The sequence below is a fragment of the Salinibacterium sp. NYA9b genome, assembly GCF_976973725.1.
Genome location: NZ_OZ333476.1, coordinates 171,488 through 195,565 on the forward strand (window position 1 = coordinate 171,488; position 24,078 = coordinate 195,565).

General features: G+C 62.7%; 23 protein-coding genes. 11 read left to right on the plus strand and 12 right to left on the minus strand.

The window, feature by feature from the left end; translation table 11 throughout:
• Positions 1 to 59 precede the first annotated feature (59 nt).
• The 3 genes from ACWFSR_RS00790 to ACWFSR_RS00800 all read left to right on the plus strand — a co-directional run bounded on the left by ACWFSR_RS00790 (position 60) and on the right by ACWFSR_RS00800 (position 1,662).
• Complete coding sequence (locus tag ACWFSR_RS00790; RefSeq protein ID WP_197107012.1) at positions 60 to 422, plus strand: BlaI/MecI/CopY family transcriptional regulator; 363 nt, start codon at positions 60 to 62, stop codon at positions 420 to 422.
• Between the two features lie 2 nt (positions 423 to 424).
• On the plus strand, positions 425 to 1,261 hold the full coding sequence (locus tag ACWFSR_RS00795; protein WP_197107013.1) for a M56 family metallopeptidase: 837 nt from the start codon (positions 425 to 427) through the stop codon (positions 1,259 to 1,261).
• A gap of 143 nt (positions 1,262 to 1,404) precedes the next feature.
• A complete protein-coding gene (locus tag ACWFSR_RS00800) occupies positions 1,405 to 1,662 on the plus strand; it encodes a hypothetical protein (protein WP_197107014.1) in 258 nt (85 codons plus the stop codon).
• 182 nt (positions 1,663 to 1,844) lie between these two features.
• On the opposite strand, the gene ACWFSR_RS00805 is transcribed toward ACWFSR_RS00800, so the two are convergent.
• The 3 genes from ACWFSR_RS00805 to ACWFSR_RS00815 form a co-directional block, all read right to left on the minus strand.
• Complete coding sequence (locus ACWFSR_RS00805) at positions 1,845 to 3,071, minus strand: MFS transporter (RefSeq protein ID WP_447522831.1); 1,227 nt, start codon at positions 3,069 to 3,071, stop codon at positions 1,845 to 1,847.
• A gap of 112 nt (positions 3,072 to 3,183) precedes the next feature.
• Complete coding sequence (locus tag ACWFSR_RS00810; protein ID WP_447522832.1) at positions 3,184 to 4,533, minus strand: alpha-hydroxy acid oxidase; 1,350 nt, start codon at positions 4,531 to 4,533, stop codon at positions 3,184 to 3,186.
• A gap of 8 nt (positions 4,534 to 4,541) precedes the next feature.
• Complete coding sequence (locus tag ACWFSR_RS00815) at positions 4,542 to 5,192, minus strand: GntR family transcriptional regulator (RefSeq protein WP_197107016.1); 651 nt, start codon at positions 5,190 to 5,192, stop codon at positions 4,542 to 4,544.
• A gap of 119 nt (positions 5,193 to 5,311) precedes the next feature.
• Here ACWFSR_RS00815 and ACWFSR_RS00820 point away from each other — a divergent pair, with 119 nt between their 5' ends.
• The gene (locus ACWFSR_RS00820) at positions 5,312 to 6,304 is read left to right on the plus strand and encodes a Gfo/Idh/MocA family protein (RefSeq protein ID WP_447522833.1); all 993 of its coding nucleotides are present in this window, start codon (positions 5,312 to 5,314) and stop codon (positions 6,302 to 6,304) included.
• Between the two features lie 86 nt (positions 6,305 to 6,390).
• On the opposite strand, the gene ACWFSR_RS00825 is transcribed toward ACWFSR_RS00820, so the two are convergent.
• From ACWFSR_RS00825 to rhaI, 4 genes are all read right to left on the minus strand, one after another.
• Entirely contained in the window at positions 6,391 to 7,788 is a 1,398-nt protein-coding gene (locus ACWFSR_RS00825) for a rhamnulokinase (protein ID WP_447522834.1), read from the minus strand.
• Positions 7,785 to 9,821: a bifunctional aldolase/short-chain dehydrogenase gene (locus ACWFSR_RS00830; protein WP_447522835.1), complete on the minus strand. Its 2,037-nt coding sequence runs from the start codon at positions 9,819 to 9,821 to the stop codon at positions 7,785 to 7,787. The genes ACWFSR_RS00825 and ACWFSR_RS00830 overlap by 4 nt, the downstream gene beginning before the upstream one ends.
• Positions 9,822 to 9,897: 76 nt before the next feature.
• Positions 9,898 to 10,659, minus strand: a complete 762-nt coding sequence (locus tag ACWFSR_RS00835; protein WP_197107020.1) for a DeoR/GlpR family DNA-binding transcription regulator — start codon at positions 10,657 to 10,659, stop codon at positions 9,898 to 9,900.
• 66 nt (positions 10,660 to 10,725) lie between these two features.
• Entirely contained in the window at positions 10,726 to 11,892 is a 1,167-nt protein-coding gene (rhaI, locus tag ACWFSR_RS00840; protein WP_197110096.1) for an L-rhamnose isomerase, read from the minus strand.
• A 210-nt stretch (positions 11,893 to 12,102) separates the two neighbouring features.
• On the opposite strand from rhaI, the gene ACWFSR_RS00845 reads away from it, so the two are divergent.
• The gene (locus ACWFSR_RS00845; RefSeq protein WP_197107028.1) at positions 12,103 to 13,125 is read left to right on the plus strand and encodes a LacI family DNA-binding transcriptional regulator; all 1,023 of its coding nucleotides are present in this window, start codon (positions 12,103 to 12,105) and stop codon (positions 13,123 to 13,125) included.
• Here ACWFSR_RS00845 and ACWFSR_RS00850 read toward each other — a convergent pair.
• Positions 13,122 to 13,460, minus strand: coding sequence for an L-rhamnose mutarotase (locus tag ACWFSR_RS00850; protein WP_197107029.1), 339 nt, complete (start codon positions 13,458 to 13,460; stop codon positions 13,122 to 13,124). The two genes, ACWFSR_RS00845 and ACWFSR_RS00850, sit on opposite strands and share 4 nt — an antisense overlap.
• Before the next feature lie 223 nt (positions 13,461 to 13,683).
• On the opposite strand from ACWFSR_RS00850, the gene ACWFSR_RS00855 reads away from it, so the two are divergent.
• Genes ACWFSR_RS00855 through rhaS form a run of 4 tightly spaced genes read left to right on the plus strand, consistent with a single transcriptional unit; the run spans position 13,684 to position 18,313 of the window.
• On the plus strand, positions 13,684 to 15,201 hold the full coding sequence (locus ACWFSR_RS00855; RefSeq protein ID WP_197109074.1) for a sugar ABC transporter ATP-binding protein: 1,518 nt from the start codon (positions 13,684 to 13,686) through the stop codon (positions 15,199 to 15,201).
• Complete coding sequence (locus ACWFSR_RS00860; RefSeq protein WP_197107031.1) at positions 15,198 to 16,187, plus strand: ABC transporter permease; 990 nt, start codon at positions 15,198 to 15,200, stop codon at positions 16,185 to 16,187. Before ACWFSR_RS00855 ends, ACWFSR_RS00860 begins: the two co-directional genes overlap by 4 nt.
• Positions 16,184 to 17,227, plus strand: coding sequence for an ABC transporter permease (locus ACWFSR_RS00865; RefSeq protein WP_447522836.1), 1,044 nt, complete (start codon positions 16,184 to 16,186; stop codon positions 17,225 to 17,227). Before ACWFSR_RS00860 ends, ACWFSR_RS00865 begins: the two co-directional genes overlap by 4 nt.
• 60 nt (positions 17,228 to 17,287) lie before the next feature.
• Entirely contained in the window at positions 17,288 to 18,313 is a 1,026-nt protein-coding gene (gene rhaS / locus ACWFSR_RS00870) for a rhamnose ABC transporter substrate-binding protein (RefSeq protein WP_197107033.1), read from the plus strand.
• Between the two features lie 66 nt (positions 18,314 to 18,379).
• Here rhaS and ACWFSR_RS00875 read toward each other — a convergent pair whose 3' ends face one another.
• The gene (locus ACWFSR_RS00875) at positions 18,380 to 19,297 is read right to left on the minus strand and encodes an NAD(P)-dependent oxidoreductase (RefSeq protein ID WP_197107034.1); all 918 of its coding nucleotides are present in this window, start codon (positions 19,295 to 19,297) and stop codon (positions 18,380 to 18,382) included.
• A 129-nt stretch (positions 19,298 to 19,426) separates the two neighbouring features.
• Here ACWFSR_RS00875 and ACWFSR_RS00880 point away from each other — a divergent pair, with 129 nt between their 5' ends.
• Positions 19,427 to 21,997, plus strand: coding sequence for a LuxR C-terminal-related transcriptional regulator (locus tag ACWFSR_RS00880; protein WP_447522837.1), 2,571 nt, complete (start codon positions 19,427 to 19,429; stop codon positions 21,995 to 21,997).
• Positions 21,998 to 22,021: 24 nt separating this feature from the next.
• Here ACWFSR_RS00880 and ACWFSR_RS00885 read toward each other — a convergent pair whose 3' ends face one another.
• Positions 22,022 to 22,513 carry a hypothetical protein gene (locus tag ACWFSR_RS00885; protein WP_197109072.1) on the minus strand — a complete coding sequence of 164 codons (492 nt, stop codon included), beginning with the start codon at positions 22,511 to 22,513 and terminating at the stop codon, positions 22,022 to 22,024.
• A 94-nt stretch (positions 22,514 to 22,607) separates the two neighbouring features.
• Between ACWFSR_RS00885 and ACWFSR_RS00890 the strand changes: the two genes are divergently transcribed.
• The gene (locus ACWFSR_RS00890; RefSeq protein ID WP_447522838.1) at positions 22,608 to 23,048 is read left to right on the plus strand and encodes a nitroreductase family deazaflavin-dependent oxidoreductase; all 441 of its coding nucleotides are present in this window, start codon (positions 22,608 to 22,610) and stop codon (positions 23,046 to 23,048) included.
• A gap of 31 nt (positions 23,049 to 23,079) precedes the next feature.
• On the opposite strand, the gene ACWFSR_RS00895 is transcribed toward ACWFSR_RS00890, so the two are convergent.
• Positions 23,080 to 23,454: a fluoride efflux transporter FluC gene (locus ACWFSR_RS00895; RefSeq protein WP_197107038.1), complete on the minus strand. Its 375-nt coding sequence runs from the start codon at positions 23,452 to 23,454 to the stop codon at positions 23,080 to 23,082.
• Entirely contained in the window at positions 23,451 to 24,068 is a 618-nt protein-coding gene (locus ACWFSR_RS00900; protein ID WP_447522839.1) for a fluoride efflux transporter FluC, read from the minus strand. The genes ACWFSR_RS00895 and ACWFSR_RS00900 overlap by 4 nt, the downstream gene beginning before the upstream one ends.
• Positions 24,069 to 24,078: the final 10 nt, after the last annotated feature.

Consider the following 24,078-nt stretch of genomic DNA (forward strand, 5'->3'; position numbering starts at 1 on the left):
CTGTGTATACATTTCTACACCCTCGTAGAAATTATTTCTACTTAGGGTAGAATTGGCTCATGAATTCCCTTGGTGAACTCGAACGCAGCGTGATGGACCTGCTGTGGGCGAATAGCGAAAGCCTCTCGGCCTACGACCTGCAGGCCGCACTCGCATCCCCCGAATCGTCGGGCCGCGAGCTCGCTGCCACGACCGTGCTCACCGTTCTTTCGCGTCTCGAAAAGAAAAACTTCGTGGTGCGTGAGCGCGACGTGCGCCCCCACCGTTACCGTGCCGCTTCTGTTCGTGCTGAGCACATGGCCGACCTCATGCACGAAGTGCTGGGCGGGGCCAACGACCGCACCGCTGTTCTTGAGCGCTTCGTCGGGCAGGTCACGAACGAAGAAGCCGAAACCCTCCGCCGCATTCTCGCCGGACGCTAGCAGTGGTAGCCGCCGCGATCACACTCGGCCTCATCGCAATCCTGCTGGCGTGGCCTCTGCCCGCACTGCTGGCCGGAGCAACCTGGGCCTACCGTCGCCCCACCCTCGGTCTGCTGGTGTGGCAACTTGTCGCGCTCGTCGGTGGTTTCAGCATGATCGTCTCACTCGTGCTGCTCGGTGCGGCGACCTTCGCAACCGACCTTCCGGATGCCGCCACCGGCATGTGGCGCTTCGTCACCCACAACGAACTCCCCGAAGGCTCCTCGGTGTGGTCGTTACTCGCCCTCTCGGGAGCTCTCTTCCTCACCGCGCACCTGCTGCTCAATCTCCTCGTCACCGTCGTCTACGCGGAGCGTGAACGCGCGCGGCACTCCCAACTCATCACCCTGCTGAGCGAACCGATGTCTGATCGCCCCGGCACGCGAGTCATCAACACCCCCGCTCCCGTCGCGTACTGCCTCCCCGGCGCACTCACCTCCATCACTGTGCTGAGCGCCGGGCTGCTGCAATTGCTCGACGAAGAAGAACTTCAAGCGGTCATCGAGCATGAACGAGCCCACGTTCGTCTGCGCCACGACATCGTGCTGATCTTCTTCACCGCATGGAAAGTGTCGCTGCCCTGGCTGCCCACCGCGCGCAACGCCTCCCGCGAAGTCGCCCTCTTGCTCGAAATGCACGCCGATGACAACGCCCTCGTGCACGTCGGCCGTGGCAGCCTCGCCCGCGCCATCACGATTGTCTCCGAAGGCGGAGCGCTACCCCAGCGCAGCGAACTCTCCTCAGCAATGCCCGAATCGACGCCTAAAGAACTGCGCGCTCGACTGCTTCGACTCGCCTAGAGCGACACGAGCTAGTCCGCCTTAATGACGACTAGATTGGCCCCCATTTGGGGTCTAGCGTTCAAGTAGAGAGAAAGCCTCAGGCTTTCGCTCACGCTACACAGTCGCATTAACCAGGCAGAGCTGAAAGCACGGGGGCAATTATGAATAAGAAAGTATTCGGGTGGGTAGTGGTTCTTCTGGCGAGCCTTACCGCCGCTGCGGCAGCCGCCGTCTGGCTGATCGTGGCCGGCACCGGGCTTGACGTAGCCGCGGGCATCCCGCCGCTCCCAACCCTGGTGTTGGGTCTTTCTGCTCTGTTGGCAATCGTTTCGAGCTTCGCGCTCATTCGGGCAGAGCTGCCACCTCATCGCTCCCACATGCGTGCGACGTACATCTCGCGTCGCACCGGAGCGGCCTAAGCTCCACCGCATGACAGCGCGCGCGGCGATCCTCGCTACCTGCGCTCTGTGTCGCGGCGGTGTTCGTCGTGCTGGCCGGATGCTCGGCCTCAGCTCCGCTAACAGCTGAGCCCAGCGCCCTCACGCCGTCTGGCGCAGCCGGGTACACCTTCGAGCACTGCTGATCGCGCCCCGCGCGTTCGCTAGTCGGTGACCTTTGGTCTGCGCATAAACGCGAGTGGCAGGGTCAGTAGCGAGATTGCGGCTGCGACCAAAACGGCGGGCGGGAATCCGAACGCGGTCGCGAGGGTTCCGACGAGCACGGAGCCGAGCGCTGTTCCGAGATCGAAGCCGATGTTCCACACGGCGCTAGCGGTGCCGTATTGCTTGCGTTGCACGGCGGCGAGCGAGATCACGAGGGTGAGGTTTTGCAGTCCGCCGTAGGCGATGCCAACAAGGGTCATGCCGAGGAGGAACAGCAGGATGCCGGTCGCGTCTGGGCTCTGCACGGCTTGGGCGATCGCGAGGAGGCCCGCGACCGAAATGACGACGAGCGGCCACAGAAAGCGGTGGGCGCCGTAGCGGTCGGAGAGCCCACCGATGGCCCAGCGCGTGACGGCGGCGCTGAGGGTCAACAGCGCGAGCGCGCCGGCTGTTGCTGCCGGCGAGGAGCTCATCTGCGGCGCGAAAGTGAGCAGTGCACCACCGGCGAGGGTGACACCGCTGAGCAACATCATCGGGCGTAGGAGGCTGATGGCGAGCATCCGTCGCTGAGATTTTCCGCCGTCAGTCGACACGATCGGCGTGGAACCGGTGGGCGGCAGAAGGTCGCGTTCGGCGGCCTGCCCGCGAAGAATGCGTGCAAGGCGTGGTGCAGAACTGATGCCGAGGAGGGGGAGCGCACCGAGGGCGAAGACGGCCCAGAAGCCGACGGAATCGGCAAGCAGCGTTGCGGTCGGCACGAGCAGAATTTGCGGAATAGCAATCGCAGCACCGTAGATTCCGACGGCGGCACCGTGCTGAGCGCGATCGACGAGATTCGCCACCACGGTCGAACCTGTGACGGTCAGGATGCCGAAGCCAACACCGCGCACCGCCGAGATAGTGAGAATCCATGCCAGCTGATCAGAGAGAAGGAGTAGCAGCGGGGGAGCCCCCAGAAGCGCAAGCCCGGCGGCCAGTACGCGCCCGGTGCCGAAATGATCAAGCAGGCGTGGAACAAAGGGTTGCGTCATGACGGTGACGAACAGCAACAAACCGTTGACGAGACCGGAGCCTGCTTCTGTCGCGCCGCCCTGAATGGCCCACAAGGGAGCGACGGGAATCAGCACAACGAAACCCCCGAAGCCTGCCGCCGTCAGCACCAGCAAGGCTGGCATTCCGGGAGCGCGCCACACAGGCGGAGGAGTATCGAGGGAGTTCTGAGTCACGGTGATTAACCCTATGCCCCGCCGAGTCCTAGCCGACTCACGTCAGAAGCCAGACTCGGCGGGGGTAGAGAACTCGCGCGGCAGCCCACCACAACCTGCGGCACGAGTGGTCTTACTTCTTTACGGCAGCCTTCGTGGTGACGGCCTTCGCTGTGGCCGGAGCCGACGTGGCAGCCTTGCGCGGCGCAGCACGCTTAGCGGGAACCGCGGCGGCGGCACTCGGCGCGACGGCACGGGGTGCGAGACGCTGCAACTGGGTGACGTGCTTGGGCTCGAGCTCTTCGATGCTGGTGACTTCCAGCAGCTTCATGGTGCGCACGATTTGGCTGGAGAGAATCTCGATCGTACGGTCGACGCCTTCGCGTCCTCCGGCCATGAGGCCATAGAGGTAGGCGCGGCCGATGAGCGTGAACTTGGCGCCGAGCGCCATCGAAGCCACAACATCCGCACCGTTCATGATGCCGGTGTCGACCATTACTTCGACGTCGTTGCCGACCTCGCGGGCGACTTCGGGCAGCAGGTGGAACGGGATGGGCGCGCGGTCGAGCTGGCGGCCACCGTGGTTCGAGAGCAGGATGCCGTCAACACCAAGGTCGGCAAGGCGCTTCGAGTCTTCGAGGTTTTGCACTCCCTTGATGACGATCTTGCCCGGCCACATGGCGCGGATGATCTTGAGGTCTTCGTAGTTGATCGACGGGTCCATCGCCGAGTTGAGCAGTTCGCCGACGGTGCGGCCGCCGGTCGAGGAGAGTGACGCAAACTCCAGCGGGGGAGTCGTGAGGAAGTCGAACCACCACCAGGGGCGGGGGATCGCGTTAACGATCGTGCCGAGCGTCAGCTGCGGCGGAATCGAGAATCCGTTGCGGGTGTCGCGCAAGCGGGCACCGGCGATGGGGGTATCGACCGTGAACATGAGGGTGTCGTAGCCGGCGGCGGCCGCGCGTTCGACGAGTCCGTACGAGATTTCGCGCTCGCGCATGACGTACAGCTGGAACCAATTGCGACCGTTCGGGTTCGCGGCCTTCACGTCTTCAATGGATGTCGTGCCGAGCGTCGAGAGAGTGAACGGGATGCCTGCTGCCGCTGCGGCGCCCGCGCCCGCAATCTCGCCCTCGGTCTGCATGAGGCGCGTGAATCCCGTTGGCGCAATACCGAAGGGCATCGCGGAGGTGCCGCCCAGGATCTGGGTGGTGGTGGAGACGTTCGAGGCGTCACGAAGGATCGACGGGTGAAACTCGATGTCTTCGAAGGCCTGGCGCGCCCGGCTCAGCGAGATTTCGCCTTCGGCCGAGCCATCCGTGTAGTCGTAGGCGGCCTTGGGCGTGCGGCGCTTGGCGATGTCCTTGAGGTCGTAGATCGTGAGCGCGCTGTCGAGTCGGCGCTTCTTGCCGTTGAGCTCGGGGCCCTTGAATTTCATGAGCTTCGCAAGCTCTACGGGGTTCGGAAATTGACGCTTAACCATGAGGTGCCTTAGCTGTCGGTGTCGAGATCGGTGTCGGTGTCGAGGTGGGTGAGGAGGCGATCGCGCGCCCCCAGAATGTGGTCGCGGGTGAGGTGCTCTGCGGCGGCGGCATCCCCGGCGGTGATGGCATCGAGAATGCCCTGGTGTTGTTCGGCCACCTCGTGGGCGGTAATGAGTTGAGCGGACTGAACCTGCCCAATACACAGCTCGACTTCGCCCATGAGCAGTTCGTGCAGACGAGTGAGGCGTGAGCTGGGCTGACCGGCGACGAGCGCGCGGTGGAATTGGATGTCGTGGTGCGCGAAATCATCGGTGGCCGTGAGCGCCCGATGGGCTGCCAGCGCTTCTGCCGGAATCGCGCCGGCCTCGGCTAGCGCCGCCATCGCGGCGGTCTCCACGATGGAACGAGTGTCAAAGAGGTCGAGCACGTCGTCGTAGCTGAGCTCGGGAACGCGCGCGGCCCGGTGAGCTTCGCGACGCAGGATGCCATCAGCGACGAGGCGGTCAATGGCGATGCGCGCGGTGGGGCGGGCAACGCCGAAACGCAGGGCGACGGCCGACTCGGTGATGGCCGATCCGGGGGCATCGCGCTGGGCGATGATGTCGGCGCGAAGCTTCTGAGCAACGGTCTCGGGGAGCACTGCAGCGTTCTCAATCATGGTGCGCTCCCTCTTCGTTGATTCGGATTGTCAAACAATCTAGCAGAATGTAAGACAAAGCAAAATAGACACCTGTTAGATTGATTTCATATGTTCTCGTGCACAACAAAGGAGATGGCATGACGAAGCAAGTGGCATGGGGAATTCTGGGCACCGGGTGGATCGCGGGCCTGCAAACCAGCGACCTCATTGAGCACGGCCACAACGTCGTTGCAGTGGGATCACGCACCGCGGAATCGGCCGACAAGTTCGCTGCCGAGTACGGCATCCCGACCGCTCACGGCAGCTATGAAGACCTCGTTGCCGACCCCAACGTTGACGCCATCTACGTCGCTACTCCTCACCCGTTCCACGAAGAGCACGCGCTGCTGGCCCTCAACGCCGGCAAGCATGTGCTCGTGGAGAAGGCGTTCACGATGAACGCTGCCCAGGCCGAGAACGTCGTCTCCCGGGCATCCGAACTGAACCTTGTTGTGCTCGAAGCCATGTGGACGCGCTACCTGCCGCACATGGTGCGCATCCGCCAGCTCATCGCCGAGGGCGCGCTCGGAAAGATCCGCAGCGTGATGGCTGACCACAACCAGAACATCTCGATGGATCCGCTGCACCGCCTCAACAACCCGCTCTTGGGCGGTGGAGCGCTGCTCGACCTCGGCATCTACCCGGTGTCGTTCACCTACGACATCCTCGGCGCTCCCACGAGCATCGTGGCCGTCGCCACCAAGACAGTGACGGATGTCGACCGCCAGACCTCGATGATCTTTAGCTACGGCACCGAAGCTCAAGCAGTGCTGCAGACGACGCTCGACCTCGCCGGCCCCACGCGCGCCGTGATTGTCGGCACCGAAGGCCGCATCGAAATCGCCGAGACTTGGTACGCGCCCACGACCTACACGCGCTTCGATGGCCAGGGCAACGTTGTCGAAGAATTCGATGGCACCGTCACCGGTCGCGGCATGCAATTTCAGGCCGCAGAACTTGAACGGCTCGTCACCGCAGGCGAGATCGCCAACGACATTCTGTCGCCGAGCGAGACCATCGAGATCATGCACACGCTCGACGAGATCCGCCGCCAGATCGGGCTGACCTACCCGATGCTCGACGAAAGCTAGCGCGCGCTAACGCGGTTCAACAACACAGCGCCTGCTGCCGAATCGAACGGTGGCAGGCGCTGTGCTGTTAAACGAAAACGCGGACCCTAGCGCGAACGCGGAAGGTAGCGCTTAGGCGAGAACGCGGTGGTGACGAGCGAACGCAACGCCTCCAACGAGCCCTCGACGAAACCTTGAGCCCGCGCTTGAACGAGCACGTTGCCAATGGCGGTCGCTTCCACGGGGCCGGCGAGCACCGGCATTCCACTGCGGTCCGCGATCAGTTGGCAGAGCAACTCGTTCTGCGAGCCACCGCCGACGATATGGATGACCGACACCGACTTCCCTGAGAGGTCTGATGCCGTGCGTACGGCATCCACAAAAGCAACGCTGAGGCTTTCGATGATGCTGCGCACAAACTCCACGCGCGATTGCGGTGCTGGCACATCGTGTTCGGTGCACCAGGCGGCGATACGTTCGGGCATGCCGTCAGGCGCGAGAAAGCGTGGGTCGTTGGCGTCAAAGATCGGCACCGTTGTCGTGAGAGCGGATGCCGCAGCCAACAGTTCGAGAAGGTCAACGCTGGCGTCATCCTTCTGCCAGTCGCGCACGCATTCGCTCAGCAGCCACAGGCCCATGACGTTGTGCAGGTAGCGCACCCGTCCGTCGACGCCGCCCTCGTTGGTGAAGTTGGCGGCACGGCTGGCTTCGGTGAGCACGGGGGAGTTGAGTTCGACGCCCACGAGCCCCCAAGTGCCGCAGGAGATGTACGCGAAGTCGTCGTTCGTTGCCGGAACCGCGACGACAGCGGATGCCGTGTCATGCGATCCAACGGCGACCACGTCGGCACGGATGCCGAGCTCGTCGCGCACCGGCCCCAATGTTGTGCCGGGAGTAACCAGCTCGGGGAAGAGGCTGCGGGAGTATCCGAGTTTCTCGATGAGCGCGTCATCCCATTGGCCGGTTGCAATGTTGAGCAATCCCGTGGTCGAGGCGTTGGTCTGCTCGGCAACCTGACGGCCTGTCAACCAGTAGTTGATGAGGTCGGGCACGAGCAAGAAACCATCGGCATCGGCAAGGTTCTGCTCGGCGGCGAACTGGTACAGCGTATTAAAGGGGAGAAACTGCAACCCGTTGGAGGCATAGAGCTCGGCGTGATCGGCAATCGCGTGCACACGCTCTACTCCGGCCGCGGTGCGATCGTCACGGTAGTGGAACGGAGGAGCAACCATCTGCCCGTCCGTCATCAACGCGTAGTCGACCGCCCACGAGTCAACACCGATGCTCGACAACTGCGGCTCTTCACGAACCGCCGCCGCCAAACCGGCGAGCACGCTCGAGTAGAGCGCATCAATGTCCCAGTGCAAGCCATCGACGCGGCGAACTGGCCCGTTGGGAAAACGTGCCACGGGACGAACCGTGAGCTCGTTGTGACCCACGTGGCCGAGCATGACTCGGCCACTGGTCGCACCCAGATCGACCGCGGCGACAACTTGTGCGTTCATCGGAGGAAGGCCGCCGCAACACCAGCATCAACGGGAATGTGGAGACCGGTGGTGTGGCTGAGGTCGGGGCCCGTGAGCACCGAGACAGCGTTGGCAACGTTCTCGGGCAGAACCTCACGCTTGAGGATCGTGCGCTGCGCGTAGAACTTGCCGAGGTCTTCTTCTTCAACGCCGTAGGTCTTGGCGCGGTTGGCGCCCCAGCCTGCCGCAAAGATTCCCGAACCGCGTACAACGCCATCGGGGTTGATGCCGTTGACCTTCACACCGTGCTCGCCCAGCTCGACTGCGAGCAGGCGAACCTGGTGAGCCTGGTCGGCCTTCGTGGCTGAGTACGCAATGTTGTTGGGGCCAGCGAAGACCGCGTTCTTTGACGAGATGTAAATGACGTCGCCGCCCATGGCCTGCTCGATGAGCACCGGCGCGGTAGCCTTCGACACCAAGAACGAGCCCTTGGCCATGATGTCGTGCTGGAAGTCCCAATCCTGCTCGGTGGTCTCCAGCAGGGGCTTCGAGAGTGAAACGCCCGCATTGTTCACGACGATGTCGATACCGCCGAAGGCGAGGACGGCATCCTGCACCATGCGCTCGATTGCAGCAGCGTCGGTCACGTTGACCTTGAGGCCGATGGCGACATCCGTGTTGCCGATTTCGGCAGCAGCGGCCTGGGCCTTCTCGAGGTCGAGGTCAGCAATGACGACGCAGGCGCCATCCGCTGCCAGACGGGTAGCGATGGCTTTGCCGATTCCGGATGCTGCGCCAGTCACGAGAGCGACGCGCGTGGCGTGCGACTTGGGCTTCGGCATCCGCTGCAGCTTGGCTTCTTCGAGTGCCCAGTATTCGATGTTGAACTTCTCGGCATCGCTGATGGGAGCGTAGGTGGAGAGGGCTTCGGCGCCGCGCATCACGTTGATGGCGTTGACGTAGAACTCGCCGGCAACACGAGCGGTCTGCTTGTTTGCGCCGTAGCTGAACATGCCGACCCCGGGAACGAGAACGATGAGCGGGTCAGCGCCACGGATCTCGGGGGAGTCATCGGTGGCGTGCTTGTCGTAGTACGCGGTGTAGTCCTTGCGGTACTCCTCGTGGAGTTCCTTCAGGCGCTCGATGCTCTTCTCAATCGAGGCGTTGGCGGGCAGGTCGAGCAGCAGCGGCTTCACCTTGGTGCGCAAGAAGTGGTCGGGGCAGCTCGTGCCGAGGGCGGCGAGCTTTGGGGCGTTAGCGGAAGCCAAGAAGTCGAGAACGACGTCGGCGTCGGTGAAGTGACCGACCATGGGGCGGTCGTGGCTGGCGATACCGCGGATGGTGGCGGCGAGGGCAGCGGCCTTGGTGCGACGCTCCTCTTCGGGCAGCGCGGCGTTCTTGGCGACGGTGCGACCGAACGGGGCCTTCTTGCCCTTGGCGGCGATGAACTCTTCGGCAGTCTTAATGATCCAGAGGCTGTTGGCTTCGGCCTCATCGCTCGTGTCGCCCCACGCGGTGATGCCGTGGCCGCCGAGGATGCAGCCGACGGCCTTCGGGTTCTTTTCCTTGATGGCGGCGATGTCGAGTCCGAGCTGGAAGCCGGGGCGTCGCCAGTCAACCCAGACAACCTTGTCGCCGAAAGCCTTCTTGGTGAGCTTCTTGCCATCCTTGGCGGTCGCGATGGCGATACCGGAGTCAGGGTGCAGGTGGTCGACGTGCGCAGCATCCACGAGTCCGTGCATGGCGGTGTCGATGGATGGCGCGGCGCCACCCTTGCCGTGCAGCGTGTAGTCGAACGCGGCAACCATTTCGTCTTCGCGGTCGATGCCCGGGTAGACGTTCGTCATCGAACGCAGGCGGTCGAGGCGCAGCACGGCGAGGCCGGCTTCCTTCAGGGTGCCGAGGTCTCCGCCGGAGCCCTTCACCCACATGAGCTCGATGGGCTCGCCGGTAACGGGATCCGTTTCGGTGCCCTTAGCCGACGTGTTGCCGCCGGCGTAGTTGGTGACGCGCGGATCGGAACCGAGACGGTTCGAGCGTGCGATGAGTTCAGCTGCAGTGGGGTTTGTCATCCGAGTGTCCTGTGTCGTCGCGTTTGTAAGTATTTGTGAAATCTAACAATAACTTACGCTGGAGCGCAAGGGGGCATCACAGCAACTCAACATGCTCGCGGTACGCATCGAGACGAGAGTCGCGGGGGTCGAGTTCGGTGATGAGCATGGCCACGTCGCGCAAATTGAAGCTCACAGAGATCGAGCGGTCATCGAGCTTCGACGAATCAACGCAGAGGATTGTTTCGCGGGCCGCACTCGCGAACGCTTGCTTCACTTGGCTCTCCGCCAGCGAAACCTCCGAGCTGCCGAGTACCGGGTCAACGGCGCTCGCCGAAGAGAAAAAACGCGAATACAGAACGGATGCCGCACCCTGGCAGGCGAGGAGCCCTACCAGACTTTCGGTGTTCGGCTCTGATTCGCCGCCGGTCACCATTCCGGTGACGCCGGGAATCGCTCGCAGCACCACAAAGTTTTCGAGGGAGTTGGTCGCGACCGAGAGGCCTTCGCGTTGGCCAAGCGTGCTGGCGATCGTGCCGGTGGTGGTGGAGGCGTCGAGGGCAATCGAGCCCGACTGGGGGATGAGGGCGGCGGCTTTGCTGGCGATGACCTGCTTGGCGCGGGAGCGCACTGCCCGGCGTTCGTCAAAGGGGCGGGGCCCGGCGATAGAGATCGCGCCACCACGGACGCGTCGCAGGAGGCCTTCGGCTTCCATGTCATCGAGATCACGTCGAACGGTCATGGCGGAGACCGAGAGTTCTTCTGCGATGTCGTCGAGACGCAGAGCGCCGTCGTGGTTGAGGCGCTCTTGCAGCATCGCTCTGCGTTGTTGTGCGCCCAGAGTGCCGACAGTGGCCATGGTGCTCCTCGGAGTTCGTGTGAGATTTCATGTTACAACCCACGAAATCTCACACCAGGCCGTTAGTTAGGCACCCCACCCGGCTTGAACGCCACCAACACGCTCGTCCGCGATCTTCTGCTGGTAGCCGGATGCCGCGTACGCTGCCATCGGGTCGGCAGGTAGGCCGCGCGATTCACGCCACGCGGCGAGGTCAGCACGCACGTCGGTATAGAAGGCATCCATCATGATGGCGTTGGCACCGAGAACGTCGCCCGCCTCTTGGGCAGCGGTCAGAGCATCCGAGTCGACAAGAAGCGCACGCGCCGTCATTTCTTGAACGTTGAGTACCGAACGCAACTGTCCGGGAACCTTGTCTTCGACGTTGTGGCACTGGTCGAGCATGAACGCCACACCGCTATCGGTGCCGTATCCGCCGCCGCGAACCACTTCGTACAGGATGCGGAACAACTGGAACGGGTCAGCCGCCCCCACGATGAGGTCGTCATCGGCATAGAAGCGCGAGTTGAAGTCGAACGAACCCAGCTTGCCGAGGCGCAGCAGCTGCATCACGATGAACTCGATGTTGGTGCCCGGCGCGTGGTGGCCGGTGTCGAGGCACACGAGAGCGCGCTCGCCGAGGGCTGCTACTTGGGCGTAGCTGGTTCCCCAGTCCGGCACATCCATGTGGTAAAAAGCGGGTTCGAAGAACTTGTATTCGAGCACCATGCGCTGCTCTTGCCCGAGACGACCATAGATCTGCTCAAGTGAGTCGGCGAGGCGATCTTGGCGACCGCGGATGTCGGCCTGGCCGGGGTAGTTGGAGCCGTCGGCAAGCCAGATCTTGAGGTCGCGTGACCCGGTTTGGTCCATGACGTCGATGCACTCGAAGTGGTGGTCGATGGCCTTCTGGCGAATCGTGGGGTCGACGTGAGTGAGCGAACCGAACTTGTAGTCGTCGTCTTGGAAGGTGTTGGAGTTCACCGTTCCGAGGTCAACACCGTGGTCCTGAGCGAAGCTGCGCAGTGCGCTGTAGTCGTCGACCTTGTCCCACGGGATGTGCAGGGCGACCGTCGGAGACAGTGCCGTGTACTTGTTGACTTGGGCGGCATCCGCGATTTTCTCCTCCGGAGTGCGGGGAGTGCCGGGGGTGCCGAAAACCTTGAATCGTGTGCCCGAGTTGCCGAAGGCCCATGACGGGAGCTCGATGGCCTGCTCTTCGAGGCGGGGTGCGATTGAGCTGAAGCTGGTCACTGCTGGTCCTTTGTTCTTGCGAAGCGATGACGGGGCACACTCGGGCAGCGAGTGGCTGTGTCTCACTCATCAACTCTTCATTGAATCGTTTTAACTGTTCAGATCGAGAATAAGGTCTTGTGTGGGTTTTCGTCAAGGTGGTTCGATTTCGTGCCACTATTGAACGATTCAAAAAGCTAGTCAGCAACGCGGCTGAGAAAGTGGGAGTGCATGAGCGGGGTCAGCGTAAAAGATGTCGCCAGGCATGCGGGAGTGTCGGTGGGCACTGTCTCCAACGTGATGAATCACCCGTCGAAAGTCGCGCCAGCAACCGTCACGAAAGTCCAGCATGCGATCGAGGCGCTCGGTTTCGTTCGGAACGACGCGGCCCGGCAACTGCGCGATGGCCACAGCAAGACTGTTGGCCTTGTCGTTCTTGATGTGCGCAACCCCTTCTTTACGGATGTCGCCCGCGGCGCAGAAACGCGGGCAAGTCAAGAAGGCCTCTCGGTCATTCTCGGCAACAGCGATGAAGACCCGGCGCGTGAACAGGCTTATTTAGAACTCTTCGAGCAGCAGCGCTCCCATGGTGTGCTGATTTCGCCGATTGGTGACATTAGCGCCCGACTCAGGGCACTGCGTGCGCGCGGCATTCCCGCCGTTCTGGTCGACCGGGCAAGCCCCGATCGAAGCTTTAGCTCGGTCACGGTCGATGACGTAGCCGGTGGCCGTATGGCGGTCGAACATCTGATTGCCGAAGGCCGCACTCGCATCGTGTTCGTCGGTGGGCCGCTCTCGATCCGCCAGGTCGCTGACCGACTCGAGGGTGCAGAACTTGCAGTGCAGTCGCGAGCGGGTGTTTCTCTCGAGGTAGTCGCGCTCGACTCGCTCAGCGTGATTGCGGGGCGCAAGGCCGGCGCGGCTATTGCTGCCCGCTCCGAGCAACCTGACGCTATCTTCGCGGCGAACGACCTGGTGGCAATGGGAGTGCTGCAAGCGCTGATGCTGCAGGGGTCGAACGTTCGCGTTCCTGAGGACATCGCCCTCATTGGTTACGACGATATCGACTTCGCGTCAGCCGCAGTGGTTCCGCTGTCCTCGATCCGTCAGCCGGCCGGGATGATCGGGCACACTGCGCTTGAGATCCTGCTCGAAGAGGTCGCAGACCCTGAGGCTGCTCCGCGTCACGTCGAGTTTCAGCCGGAGCTCGTTGTGCGTCGCTCTACCTCGGCTAGCGCTGTCGACGCTGTCTAGCGCGCGGCGGCGAGCTGGTCGTCGAGGTTGAAAACTTCGGGGAGTGTCGTCGCGACTTGGTCGGGCCGCCCGTCGAGCGCGACAAAGAACTCGGCCATTTCGGCTTCCCACTTGGCCGCGATCTCGCTGCGATCGAGGTAGTCCTGCGACGCTTCTACGGAGTCCGTTTCGTAGTAGCCGATGAGCATTCCGTCTTGGCGCACGAAGAGCGAGTAGTTGCGGCGGCCGGATGCGGCGATCACCTCGAGCATTCGAGGCCAGACCGCGGTGTGGCGCTCGAGGTACTCGTCGAGTCGCTCTGGTCGAACCTGTAATTGGAAGCACACGCGAGTCATTTTGTTCCTTCTGGTAGATCGGTTGGCGCCCTCGGCCGCAGCGGGGCGTGCGGCGCTATCCCGCGAAAAGGCTCGAGGATAACCGCAGTTCCGGCATTTCTGATCACAGAGTATGCCCAATTCGATGGCTGGACTTGACGGGAACAGTGATCGCCACCTATCGTTTCTGAACAGCAGTGAATCGTTTCACTTAAGCTCATCTATTACAACGAGGTAGACAACGATGTCGATAAGCACGAAGCCAAGCGCACCGACGCTTGAGCTCTCACACATCGCCAAGACTTTTGGTTCTGTCGTCGCGCTGACCGACGGAACCCTCGCGCTGCACCCCGGTTCGATTCACGCTCTCGTCGGAGAAAACGGCGCGGGCAAGTCCACCCTGGTGAAAATCATCGCCGGTCTCTACCAGCGCGATGGCGGCGACTTCACTCTCGAAGGCACAACCGTCGACTTCACCTCGACCGCTCAGTCCAAGAGCGCGGGCATCGCTGTCATCTACCAAGAACCGACGCTTTTTCCTGATCTGTCGGTGACCGAGAATATTTTCATGGGTCGCCAGCCCGTCAAGTCGCTCGGGCGCATCGATCGCAAGAAGATGCATACCGAAGCACTCGGCCTTTTTGAACGCCTTGGAGTGCGCATCGATCCTGATCGCCCCACCCAGGGGCTCTCAATCGCTGATCAGCAGATCATTGAGATCGCAAAAGCCATCTCCCTTGACGCCAAAGTGCTCGTGATGGATGAGCCGACCGCCGCCCTCAGCGGCGTTGAGGTTGAACGGCTCTTCGCCGTCGCCCGCAGCCTGCGCGACGAAGGCCGGGCGCTCCTCTTCATTTCGCACCGTTTCGAGGAAGTCTTCGAACTCTGCGACACCGTGACCATCATGCGCGACGGTGCCTACATCGCTACCAGCCCCATTGCCGAGACGACCGTAGACGAGATCGTTCGTCAAATGGTCGGCCGTGATGTCGCAGAGTTGTTCCCCAAGATTGATGCTCCCATCGGAGACGAAGTTCTTGTGGTCTCCGGGCTCACCGAGCCGGGCGAGTTCCACGACATCAGCTTCTCGGTTCGTTCCGGTGAGATCGTCGCGCTGGCGGGGCTCGTCGGGGCCGGCCGCAGCGAGATCGCACGAGCCATCTTCGGAGTCGATCCCTACAAGGCGGGCACCGTCACCATCAACGGAGTGCGCGTTCCGAAACGCAATCCGGCTGCAGCCATGAACCTCGGGCTTGCGCTCGTGCCAGAGGATCGTCGTCGCCAAGGGCTCGTTCTCGAATCATCCGTCGGTAAGAATGCGACGCTCGCTATTCGCTCAGCACTGGCCAAGTTCGGTTTTATTACGAGTGCCGTGGAGAACGCGAGCGCCCGCACCTGGGCTCAAAAACTTGAAGTGAAGACATCGGCGCTCGATACCGAAGTCGGCACCCTCAGCGGGGGAAACCAGCAGAAGGTGGTGCTGGCTAAGTGGCTTGCCACTAACCCGAGCTTGCTCATTGTCGACGAACCAACCCGTGGAATCGACGTGGGCACGAAAGCCGAAGTGCACCGTCTGCTCTCCGAACTCGCCGTTGAGGGCCTCGCCATCATCATGATCTCGAGCGAACTGCCTGAAGTATTGGGCATGGCCGACCGAGTTCTCGTGGTGCACGAAGGTCGCATCACGGCAGAAATTGATCGAGCGGATGCCACGGCTGAGTCCGTCATGTTCGCCGCAACCCACGCGGAGGTGGCCTCATGAGAGTCCTCAGCAAACTGATCAAGGCGCGCGAGACCGGAATCATGATCGCGCTCATCCTCGTGGTGGTTGTCGCGACAGCGCGCAACCCTACGTTCCTCTTCAGCCCTGACGGTTTTCGGGACCTGCTGCTGACACCGTCGATCCTGCTGCTTCTCGCGGTCGGCCAGGCGATCGTCATCATCACGCGCAGCGTCGACCTTTCGGTCGGCTCAGTGCTGGGGCTCACGGCCTACTTAACCGGCCGTCTCTTCATTGATCTGCCTGGCATCCCGATCATCGCGGTGTTTCTCATTGGAATCGTCTTCGGTGGCCTCTTAGGGCTTATCAACGGTGCCTTGGTGGCGTTCGCGAAAGTACCGGCACTCGTTATTACTCTGGGCACGTTGTATGCCTACCGCGGCATCAATGTGTTGTGGACCGGTAGCGACCGCATCAACGGTTCGGACCTTCCGACCGCGTTCTTGAGCCTCGGCACGAGTTCGCTCTTCGGAATCCCGTGGCTCACCATCATCGCCCTCGTTGTGCTGGTGGCTGCCGGATGGTTCCTGCGCACGCAGCGCGCCGGTCGCGAGTTGTACGCGATCGGGTCCGATCCTGAAGCCGCGAACCTCTACGGGCTCAAGGTCACTCAGCGCGTTCTCGTTGCGTTTGTTTTCTCGGGAGCTCTTGCCGGGCTCGCCGGTGTTCTCTACGCCGCCCGCTATGGAACCGTGAGTTCCCAAGCCGGAGTCAACCTTGAGCTGCAGGCCGTCGGTGCTGCTGTGATCGGTGGTGTCGCCATCTTCGGCGGCAGCGGAACGGTCTGGGGTGCCGCAATCGGTGCGTTCCTCTTGCTCACTATCAACCGTGCGCTGCCGATTTTGGGCGTTCAGGATTTCTGGCAACGAGCGGTGGTCGGCGTTCTTATCATCGGCGCGATCGTGCTTGACCGCGTCCTCGCGCTTCGACAATCTCGCAAACTACTGGAAATGAGGGACGAGTCATGACCGGCACCACAGCGGCACGTACGTACCGCGACTACTCTCAGCCCCTCTGGCGCCGTCTCCTCATCTCCCGCGAAGCCGCCGTCATCGGCGCCCTCGCCCTCGTCATCATCGTCTCGATGATCTCCGTGCGGGCTTTCGCTCAGCCGATCACGGTCACTTACCTGTTCCTCGACATTGCGCCCATTCTTTTGATCGCACTGCCCATGACTCTGGTGATCATCACCGGCGAGATTGACCTTTCGGTGGCCAGCATTGTTGGTCTGTCGAGTGTCACCGTCGGTGTGCTTCACCAAAATGGGGTGCCGATTCCTGCTGCTGCGCTGGTCGCGCTCTTGGTGGGTCTCATCGCCGGTGCAATCAACGGAGCGCTCATCACTATGGTGGGGCTTCCGTCTCTTGCCGTGACCATCGGCACGCTCGCGCTGTACCGCGGGCTCGCTGTGGGCCTCCTCGGCACGACAGCAGTCACCGAGTTCAACAAGTTCTGGACTGACCTCGCTAAGTCCAAGATCGGCGACACTGCGATCCCCAGTGTGGTGATTCTGATCGTGGTGCTGGCGCTGGTGTTCGGCATCCTGCTCCACTTCACTACCTTCGGCCGGGGCATCTTCGCGATCGGGCTCAGCCCTGAGGCAGCTCGCTTCTCGGGCGTGAACGTTGAACGCACCAAGTTCATCCTCTTCATGCTGAGCGGTATCGTCTCGGCACTCGCAGGGATCTATTACACCCTTCGCTTCGGCAGCGCTCGTGGCGATAACGCGACGGGCCTTGAGCTGTCGGTCATCGCCGCAGTGCTTCTCGGCGGGGTCTCGATCTTCGGTGGTCGTGGCGCTCTTCCCGGTGTACTCGCCGGAGCGCTGCTCATCGGAACCCTCGCGAGCGCACTTCGGCTCGCCAACGTCACGTCTGACGTCATCAACGTCATCACAGGAACGCTGCTGATCGCGTCTGTGGTGGGAACAAGCTTCTTGGCTTGGGTGCGCAATAAGCGCGCTCGTCCTGGAGGAACCAAAGGGAGCTCACCGACCGCGACCGGTTGAGTTTCTTGCACCAGTGTCGGTGTCACAGTCATCGACTCACATCCCCAAAGGAGAACGACGATGTTTAACTCTTCAAAGCGCGCCGGAGCATTCGCTGCACTCGCAGTGAGCTTCGCGCTTGTGGCCACAGGTTGTGCTGCAACCGGTGGCGACAGCAGCGGCGACGGCGATGGCAACTTGGCCATCACCTTCCTGCCCAAGAACCTCGGAAACGCTTACTTCGATACTTCGGATGCCGGTGGAGAAGAAGCCATCGCCGAGTTCGGTGGGACCTTCGCTGAAGTTGGCCCCGCAACGGGAAGCCCCGACGGACAGGTCAGCTACATCAACACGCTTACCCAGCAGGGTGTTGGAGCGATTGCTCTCTCGGCTAACGACCCCTCGGCTCTCTGCGACGCCATCGGCGAGGCACGGGATGCTGGCGTGAAGGTCGTCACGTTCGATGCTGACACCAGCGCCGACTGCCGCGACCTCTTCATCAACCAGGCTGACTCCGAAGGAATCGCTAAGGTTCAGGTTGACCTGATCGCTGAGCAGATCGGTGACGCAGGACAGATCGCTATCCTTTCGGCTACCGCCAACGCAACGAACCAGAACGCGTGGATCGAACTCATGAAGACTGAGCTCGCCGCCAACCACCCCGACATCGAGCTCGTCGAGGTCGTTTATGGTGACGACGACGACCAGACGTCCTTCGACAAGACTGCAGCACTGCTGCAGACCTACCCGGAGCTCAAGGGCATCGTTTCGCCCACCACTGTTGGTATCTCGGCTGCGGCTCGTTACCTTCAGGACTCGTCCTTCAAGGGCAAGGTTCAGCTGACTGGTCTCGGAACCCCGAACCAGATGCGCGATTTCGTCAATGACGGAACCGTTACGGCGTTCGCTCTGTGGAACCCGGGTGACCTCGGTTACCTTGCTGCTTACGGTGCCAAGGCACTGATCGAGGGCGACATCACTGGTGCAGAAGGCGACGAGTTCGACGCTGGAAAGCTCGGAAGCTACACGGTCGGCGCCGACGGCGTTGTGCTGTTGGGCGACCCGTACACCTTCAACAAGGACAACATCGCGGACTTCGACTTCTAAGTCTCCCGCAACGCACGAATGGCCCATCGGTTGAGAAACCGGTGGGCCATTTGCGTAGCTAAAGCCCTAGTGCCCGTCAATCACCACATGCGCAAGCGGCTCGCCAGCGACGAGCCGACGCGCTTGCTCGCGCATGACGGCATCCACTCGGGCGTGCATCGCTGAGGTTGCGCCGCCGATGTGCGGGGTGATGGTGACGCCGGGCGTAGTCCAGAGCGGGTGATCGCTGGGCAGCGGTTCCGGCTCGGTGACGTCGAGTGCTGCTCGAACATGGCCAGCGGATGCCGCAGCCACGAGGGCGTCGGTGTCGACGATCTTGCCCCGAGACACATTCACGAGAAGCGCGCCGGGTTTCATTGCCTCCAGGAAGGAGGCGTCGACGAGCCCGGTGGTCTCATCGCTGAGGGGCACGGCGATCGCCACGATGTCGGCTTTGGCGAGTAACGCGGGCAGGGCATCCATTGATTGCACGGCGCCGCGGGCATCGCTGCGGTTGGTGCGGGCGACGCGCACCACGTTGGCGTCAAAGGGGGCAAGCTTGTCGGCGATCTGGTTGCCGACGCCACCGGCGCCGACGATGACGACGGTTGTGCCCGCAACTCCGGGCTGTTCGTGCTGGTCCCAGATGCCGGTCTGTTGGTGAGCGAAGTGCTGAGGAAAGCCGCGCTGCTCAGAGATGATCATGCCGACCGCGAGCTCCGCGGTGGAGGCTTCGTGCACACCGATGGCGTTGCAGTAAGTGATGCCAGCCGGCAGACGGCTCTCGACGCCGTCATAACCGAGGGATTGCGACTGGAGTGCTGCGACATCCATTCCGGCAAAGGATGCGAGACCGCCACTCGCGCCGAGGTAGCCGAGGAGCGCGAGGTCGACGTGCACCGGGGGAGCACCGTCGGCTGGGCCCCAGAGAATGACGTTCACGTCGGGCAATTGCGGAGCCAGTCGGTCGTGAATGTGCTGGTCCGGTAGGGCGATGGTGATCATGGCGCAGGTCTCCTGAGTGGGGCATCGGGCGGCGATCATTCCAGCATGCCTTATGGATGGTTATTCAGGTTGTAACGCCCGGCCACTATGCTGGCGGCCACATCATTGGTCGAGGCGGGGAGGCAGGTCATGGCACGGTGGCCGGTTCTGCCCCGTGAAAGTGAGCGGGATGCTGTGCTTGCGGCCCTTCGCGGCCCTCGACCACGTTCGGTGATGTTGCGCGGCCCGAGTGGCGTCGGCAAGACAACATTGGGCGCCCACATCTCGCAGGCTTTGCGCGCCGATGGACGCACCGTGATCCCCGTCATTGGCTTGGCTGAACTCGTGGATGTTCCCCTCGGCGCCCTCGCCCCGGTGTTGGCGAGCTCGGGAAGGCACGACATCGAGAGCGTGAGTGACCGTGTTCAAGCTCTCGTTGGGGTGGTGGGGGAGAACCCGCAGAAGTTCGTGCTCGTCATCGATGACGCTCCGCTCTTGGATGCTGTTTCGGCGAGCGTGCTCTACCAACTGGTGCGCGTCTTCGGCGTCACAACGCTGCTGACCGCGCGCGACTCCCACGAAGTCGTCGGCCCCCTTGCTCGGCTGCTGCACGAAAACCTCATCGACATTGTCGAGCTCGACGGGTTGAGTCTCGAACACAGCCAGTCGATCCTCCAACAGTATTTGGGCGGAACACTGCGCCCCGAGAGCCTTCGTGCCCTGTTCGAGGCGAGCCGCGGCAACCCGCTGATGCTGCGCGAACTGATCTTCGCGGCTGGGCGAGCTGGCGGCATCCGCAGCGGCGATTTTGGTGTCGAGGTGTCGGTCGCGACCCTACCGAAGCACGTGCGCGCAACGATTGCCGATCGAGTTCAGCAGCTCACTGCGGCCGAGCGTCGTCTCGCTCAGCTCATCGCTATTGCGCAGCCGATTCCGCGAGCCGTGATCCGTGAGGCCGAAGGCGATGCGCTCGCCTTCCTCACGAGCGAGGGCATCGTGGAAGACACCGGCGATGAGCTCACCCCGCTGGTGAGGCTTGCCCACCCTCTCTTCGCGGAGGCACTCACGATCGATCTCCTGCAGGCCGAACGTGCGGAACTAGTGAAAGAGATCGCGGGCCGACTGCTGCCGATGGGCGATCAGCAACTGCGATTCACCGCGACTGTTCTGCTTACCTCGACCGACGCCGCGATCAGCGACGACGACCTCGATTGGGCAGCGAGTTACGCGCATGCGGCGGGCGACCATGCTGTTGCGGCCTCACTCGCGGAACGCGCCCAGCTCACTGAGCGGCGCTTTGCGCCCGAGCTCGTGTTGGCCAGTGCGCTTTCTGCGCTAGCGGAGTCTGATCGTTCTTCTGCGGTGTTTGAGTCTGCGATCCGTCTTGCGAATGACGACGAACAGCGTGCCATGGCGCTCGCCCGCTGGGGGCAGCACATGGTTTACCGGCTGTCCCGCCCCTCCGATGCGGTTGATCGGGTCACGTGCGAACTGTCGAGAATGGATGCTCGCGGCCAGGCCGTGCTGCGGCCAGAACTCGCCAAGTGGCAGCTCATGACCGGAGACGCTCACGCCCTCGCCCACGCCGCTGACCCGGTGTCGTCAGATGGCGGACTCGGCGCCGTCAACGCGGGCCTCACAGCGGCGATGATGGCAACGATGGCGGGCCACCCTGAGGATGCTTTTGCGGCAATTGCTCACACCCGCCCCCTTGCTGACGCCTTCCGTTTCGAAGCTCCCTTTGCGAGCTCGCTTCTCGACCTTTCCGAGTTTTTGGCACTCGTTGCCGCCGCGGAGATGGTTCGTGCCCGCGATTTTGCCGCCCAGCGCCGCCTCGACCGTTTCGCAGACTCCGCAGGCGTGTGGTCCTATGCACTCGCCACTGTGCGCCTTCACGAGGGCCGGCTGAGCGACGCCCAATCACTCGCGACTCTCGCCGTTGAGCAATTGAGATGGCGCGACTTCACGGGATTGCTGGGCACCGCTATTGCCTTGCACGCGACCGTCGACGCGCAGTTGGGCGAGCCCGAATCGGCCAGAGAGCTGCTCTCCGAAATCACTCCAGAGAATGCCGGCGACGCCAAAGTCATTTTGCAGCGGGCCGAGTGCGAGGCTTGGCTGCTCGCGGCCGAGGGGCGCACCGACGAAGCGGCCGGCGTGATCGTCGCTGCTGCCGCCGAGGGCATCATCCTCGGTCACTTCTTGCTGAGCGCCCTGACTCTTACTGTGGCGATTCGGGTGGGGCATCCCGCTGCCGCGCGCGAACAACTGGAACTGCTGACGCACCTCTCGCCGTCGCCGCTGGTGGCCAGCATCCGCGACTGGGCAGAGGTGGCAGCCGAAGCGGATGTCGCTCGCCTCTGTGAACTCGCCCCTGCCCTTGCCTCGTCGGGAGTGGCTGCGCTCGCGGTCGATGGTCTTCTCAACGGTGCGCGCTGCGCGGCTAAGGCAGACCGGCGCGAGTTGGAGCGCAAGGCAACGTTGCTCGCCCGCCGCCTCGCTGCCGATATGGATCAGGTGCCGGGGGAGTCGCACGCTGCCGAGCTCACTGAACGGGAGTGGACGATTGCCCGGGCTGCTGCTAGCCGCAAACGCAGTCGCGAGATTGGCCAGCAGCTCGGGTTGTCTGTGAGAACCGTTGACAACCATTTGGCTCGCATTTATCGCAAGCTGGGTGTCAAGGGTCGGGTTGAGCTTGAAGAGGTTCTTGCCGAGCTGTAGCTGCGGCGAGAACGCGGCGGGTCGTTACCCTTCGTTTGCAGACACGATCATGTTCACGATCGTGCCGTCTTCTTCGGTGGTTCCCCAGGAATATTGAATGATCCAGTTGTCGTTTTGCAGACCGTAGAGGAATCCCTCGTCGCCGAGAGAGATCTCGGACACCATTTCAAAGCCGCTGGAGATGAGCGTGTCGTAGCCAGCTTGAGCGCCCGCTTCATCGCCCACGTTGATGGTGGCGCTGTAGCCATCATCGATGCCGAGCGAGAAGAGGATGTCGCCGTCTGGCGCTGGCACTTCTGCAGGCCACGACTTCGGCAACGAGCCTCCCGTGCCGTCGCCATCGACATCCACGTCGACACCGGTGGCGCCCTCAATCGCGTTCTCAACGGTGTTCTCGATGAGGTTGTCGGTGAAGTCCTCGAGCGGGTTGCCGAAGCAACCGGAGAGGGAGACGGAGAGCCCTGCCGCGAGGGAGATGGCGATGGCGCTTTTCAGCGCGCGCTGTGAAGTGATCATGCGCCAAGTAAACTCCTCGGCCATGCTCGGGCGCGTGAGTAGAAACTACCTATCTCTGAGTAACAGGCTCAGGCTCGGCGGGTAACGTGGAGCCATGCCGCTTACAGGAGAGTACGAACCCAGCACGTCAGAGTGGGCCCGCAATCAGGCCGACGTTTTTGAGAACAGTAACGGCCATGAGGGCAACCTCATGCGCGGGATGCCAATCATTGTGTTGACCACGGTGGGCGCCAAATCCGGCAAGCTGCGCAAGACCGCGCTCATGCGAGTGGAACACGATGGTCACTATGCCGTTGTTGCCTCGCTGGGTGGGGCGCCGAAGCATCCGGTCTGGTACCACAACATCGTCGCTCAGCCGCACGTGGAGCTGCACGATGTGGGTGTCAAGGGCGACTTTATGGCCCGCGAAGTGACCGGTGACGAGAAGGCGCTCTGGTGGGAGCGTTCGGTCGCGGCGTACCCCGACTATGCGGACTACCAGGCCAAGACCGAGCGCGATATTCCGGTCTTCGTGTTGGAGCCGATCAGCGCCTAAGCGCGCCGTGGGGACCGAGCGGACGGTCGGGTCAGAGTGCCCGACCCAGCATGAGCCCGAGTGCCGCCATCAGTACGGCAACGGCAAGCATGCCGAAGGAGTTCGCGATCGCGAGCCACACCCGGTTTTCTTGCAGCAGGCGCAGGGTCTGAAAGCTCGTCGTGCTGAACGCGGTGAAGCCTCCGACCATCCCGACCCCGGCATAGAGACCGAGTTCTTCGGGCACGAAGTGGCCGGCCGTCATGCCAGTAATCAGGCCGAACAGGAACGATCCGCTGATGTTGATGATCGACATCGCCACCGGATAGTTGGTGCGGATGCGGCGGTGCACGAACGCGTTCACTGCCAGTCGAAGAGCGGCACCGAGTCCGCCCGCGACTGTGATGAAAAGCGCCCCGATGATCATCGGACCAACCGTTCGTGTTGGCGCACAATGCGGTACCAGCTCTTCGACGTGAAGACGCCAAGCCAGACCGCTCCCGCTCCGGCGATGAGGGTTGCGCTGCCATAGGCAACAGCGAGCAGCACGTGGTGGTGTTCCGAGACGATCACGATGTCAACCGCGAGCTGCGCATAGCTCGTGAGGGCTCCCAAGAAGCCGACGGCGGTGAGCAGGCGGATGACGCGCATCCGTCTCGATTCCTGACGTTCGGCCAGGGTTTGCAGCAGCAGCCCGAGCAGGAACGGGCCGGCGATGTTGACGACGACGGTGCCGAGCGACAGGGTCTCCCAAATCGGGGTGGTCTGCGCAATGATGAACCGCACTGCAGCACCGAGACCGCCACCGAGGGCAGCGAGCGCAAGATGGCGGGGCCGGATGCGGATCATCTCCGGCATCCCCACAACGGTGCGGGTTATCTCAATGTCGCTGTTCATGGGCAGCCGCGCCCGAAGGCGTCGGCGCCAGCGCGGGAAATACCACGGCCGTCGGAGGGGTGCGTGGAGTTCGTCGGCTTCGGCCTGCGCTCGATCGGTGGGGGTGCGGTCGCCCCGAGTCCGGTCGTCCGGGGTGTCGGGCACGGCGAGGTCT

Coding starts and splice junctions, on each gene's coding strand:
- ACWFSR_RS00830 (WP_447522835.1), bottom strand. CDS start 9,821: ATGACAAACCCCACTGCAGCTGAACTCATCGCACGCTCGAACCGTCTC.
- ACWFSR_RS00850 (WP_197107029.1), bottom strand. CDS start 13,460: ATGACTCGCGTGTGCTTCCAATTACAGGTTCGACCAGAGCGACTCGAC.
- ACWFSR_RS00825 (WP_447522834.1), bottom strand. CDS start 7,788: ATGAACGCACAAGTTGTCGCCGCGGTCGATCTGGGTGCGACCAGTGGC.
- ACWFSR_RS00895 (WP_197107038.1), bottom strand. CDS start 23,454: ATGATCATCGGGGCGCTTTTCATCACAGTCGCGGGCGGACTCGGTGCC.
- ACWFSR_RS00810 (WP_447522832.1), bottom strand. CDS start 4,533: ATGGTTAAGCGTCAATTTCCGAACCCCGTAGAGCTTGCGAAGCTCATG.
- rhaS (WP_197107033.1), top strand. CDS start 17,288: ATGTTTAACTCTTCAAAGCGCGCCGGAGCATTCGCTGCACTCGCAGTG.
- ACWFSR_RS00820 (WP_447522833.1), top strand. CDS start 5,312: ATGACGAAGCAAGTGGCATGGGGAATTCTGGGCACCGGGTGGATCGCG.
- ACWFSR_RS00890 (WP_447522838.1), top strand. CDS start 22,608: ATGCCGCTTACAGGAGAGTACGAACCCAGCACGTCAGAGTGGGCCCGC.
- ACWFSR_RS00815 (WP_197107016.1), bottom strand. CDS start 5,192: ATGATTGAGAACGCTGCAGTGCTCCCCGAGACCGTTGCTCAGAAGCTT.
- ACWFSR_RS00855 (WP_197109074.1), top strand. CDS start 13,684: ATGTCGATAAGCACGAAGCCAAGCGCACCGACGCTTGAGCTCTCACAC.
- ACWFSR_RS00865 (WP_447522836.1), top strand. CDS start 16,184: ATGACCGGCACCACAGCGGCACGTACGTACCGCGACTACTCTCAGCCC.
- ACWFSR_RS00875 (WP_197107034.1), bottom strand. CDS start 19,297: ATGATCACCATCGCCCTACCGGACCAGCACATTCACGACCGACTGGCT.
- ACWFSR_RS00800 (WP_197107014.1), top strand. CDS start 1,405: ATGAATAAGAAAGTATTCGGGTGGGTAGTGGTTCTTCTGGCGAGCCTT.
- ACWFSR_RS00845 (WP_197107028.1), top strand. CDS start 12,103: ATGAGCGGGGTCAGCGTAAAAGATGTCGCCAGGCATGCGGGAGTGTCG.
- ACWFSR_RS00835 (WP_197107020.1), bottom strand. CDS start 10,659: ATGGCCACTGTCGGCACTCTGGGCGCACAACAACGCAGAGCGATGCTG.
- ACWFSR_RS00885 (WP_197109072.1), bottom strand. CDS start 22,513: ATGATCACTTCACAGCGCGCGCTGAAAAGCGCCATCGCCATCTCCCTC.
- ACWFSR_RS00860 (WP_197107031.1), top strand. CDS start 15,198: ATGAGAGTCCTCAGCAAACTGATCAAGGCGCGCGAGACCGGAATCATG.
- ACWFSR_RS00790 (WP_197107012.1), top strand. CDS start 60: ATGAATTCCCTTGGTGAACTCGAACGCAGCGTGATGGACCTGCTGTGG.
- ACWFSR_RS00880 (WP_447522837.1), top strand. CDS start 19,427: ATGGCACGGTGGCCGGTTCTGCCCCGTGAAAGTGAGCGGGATGCTGTG.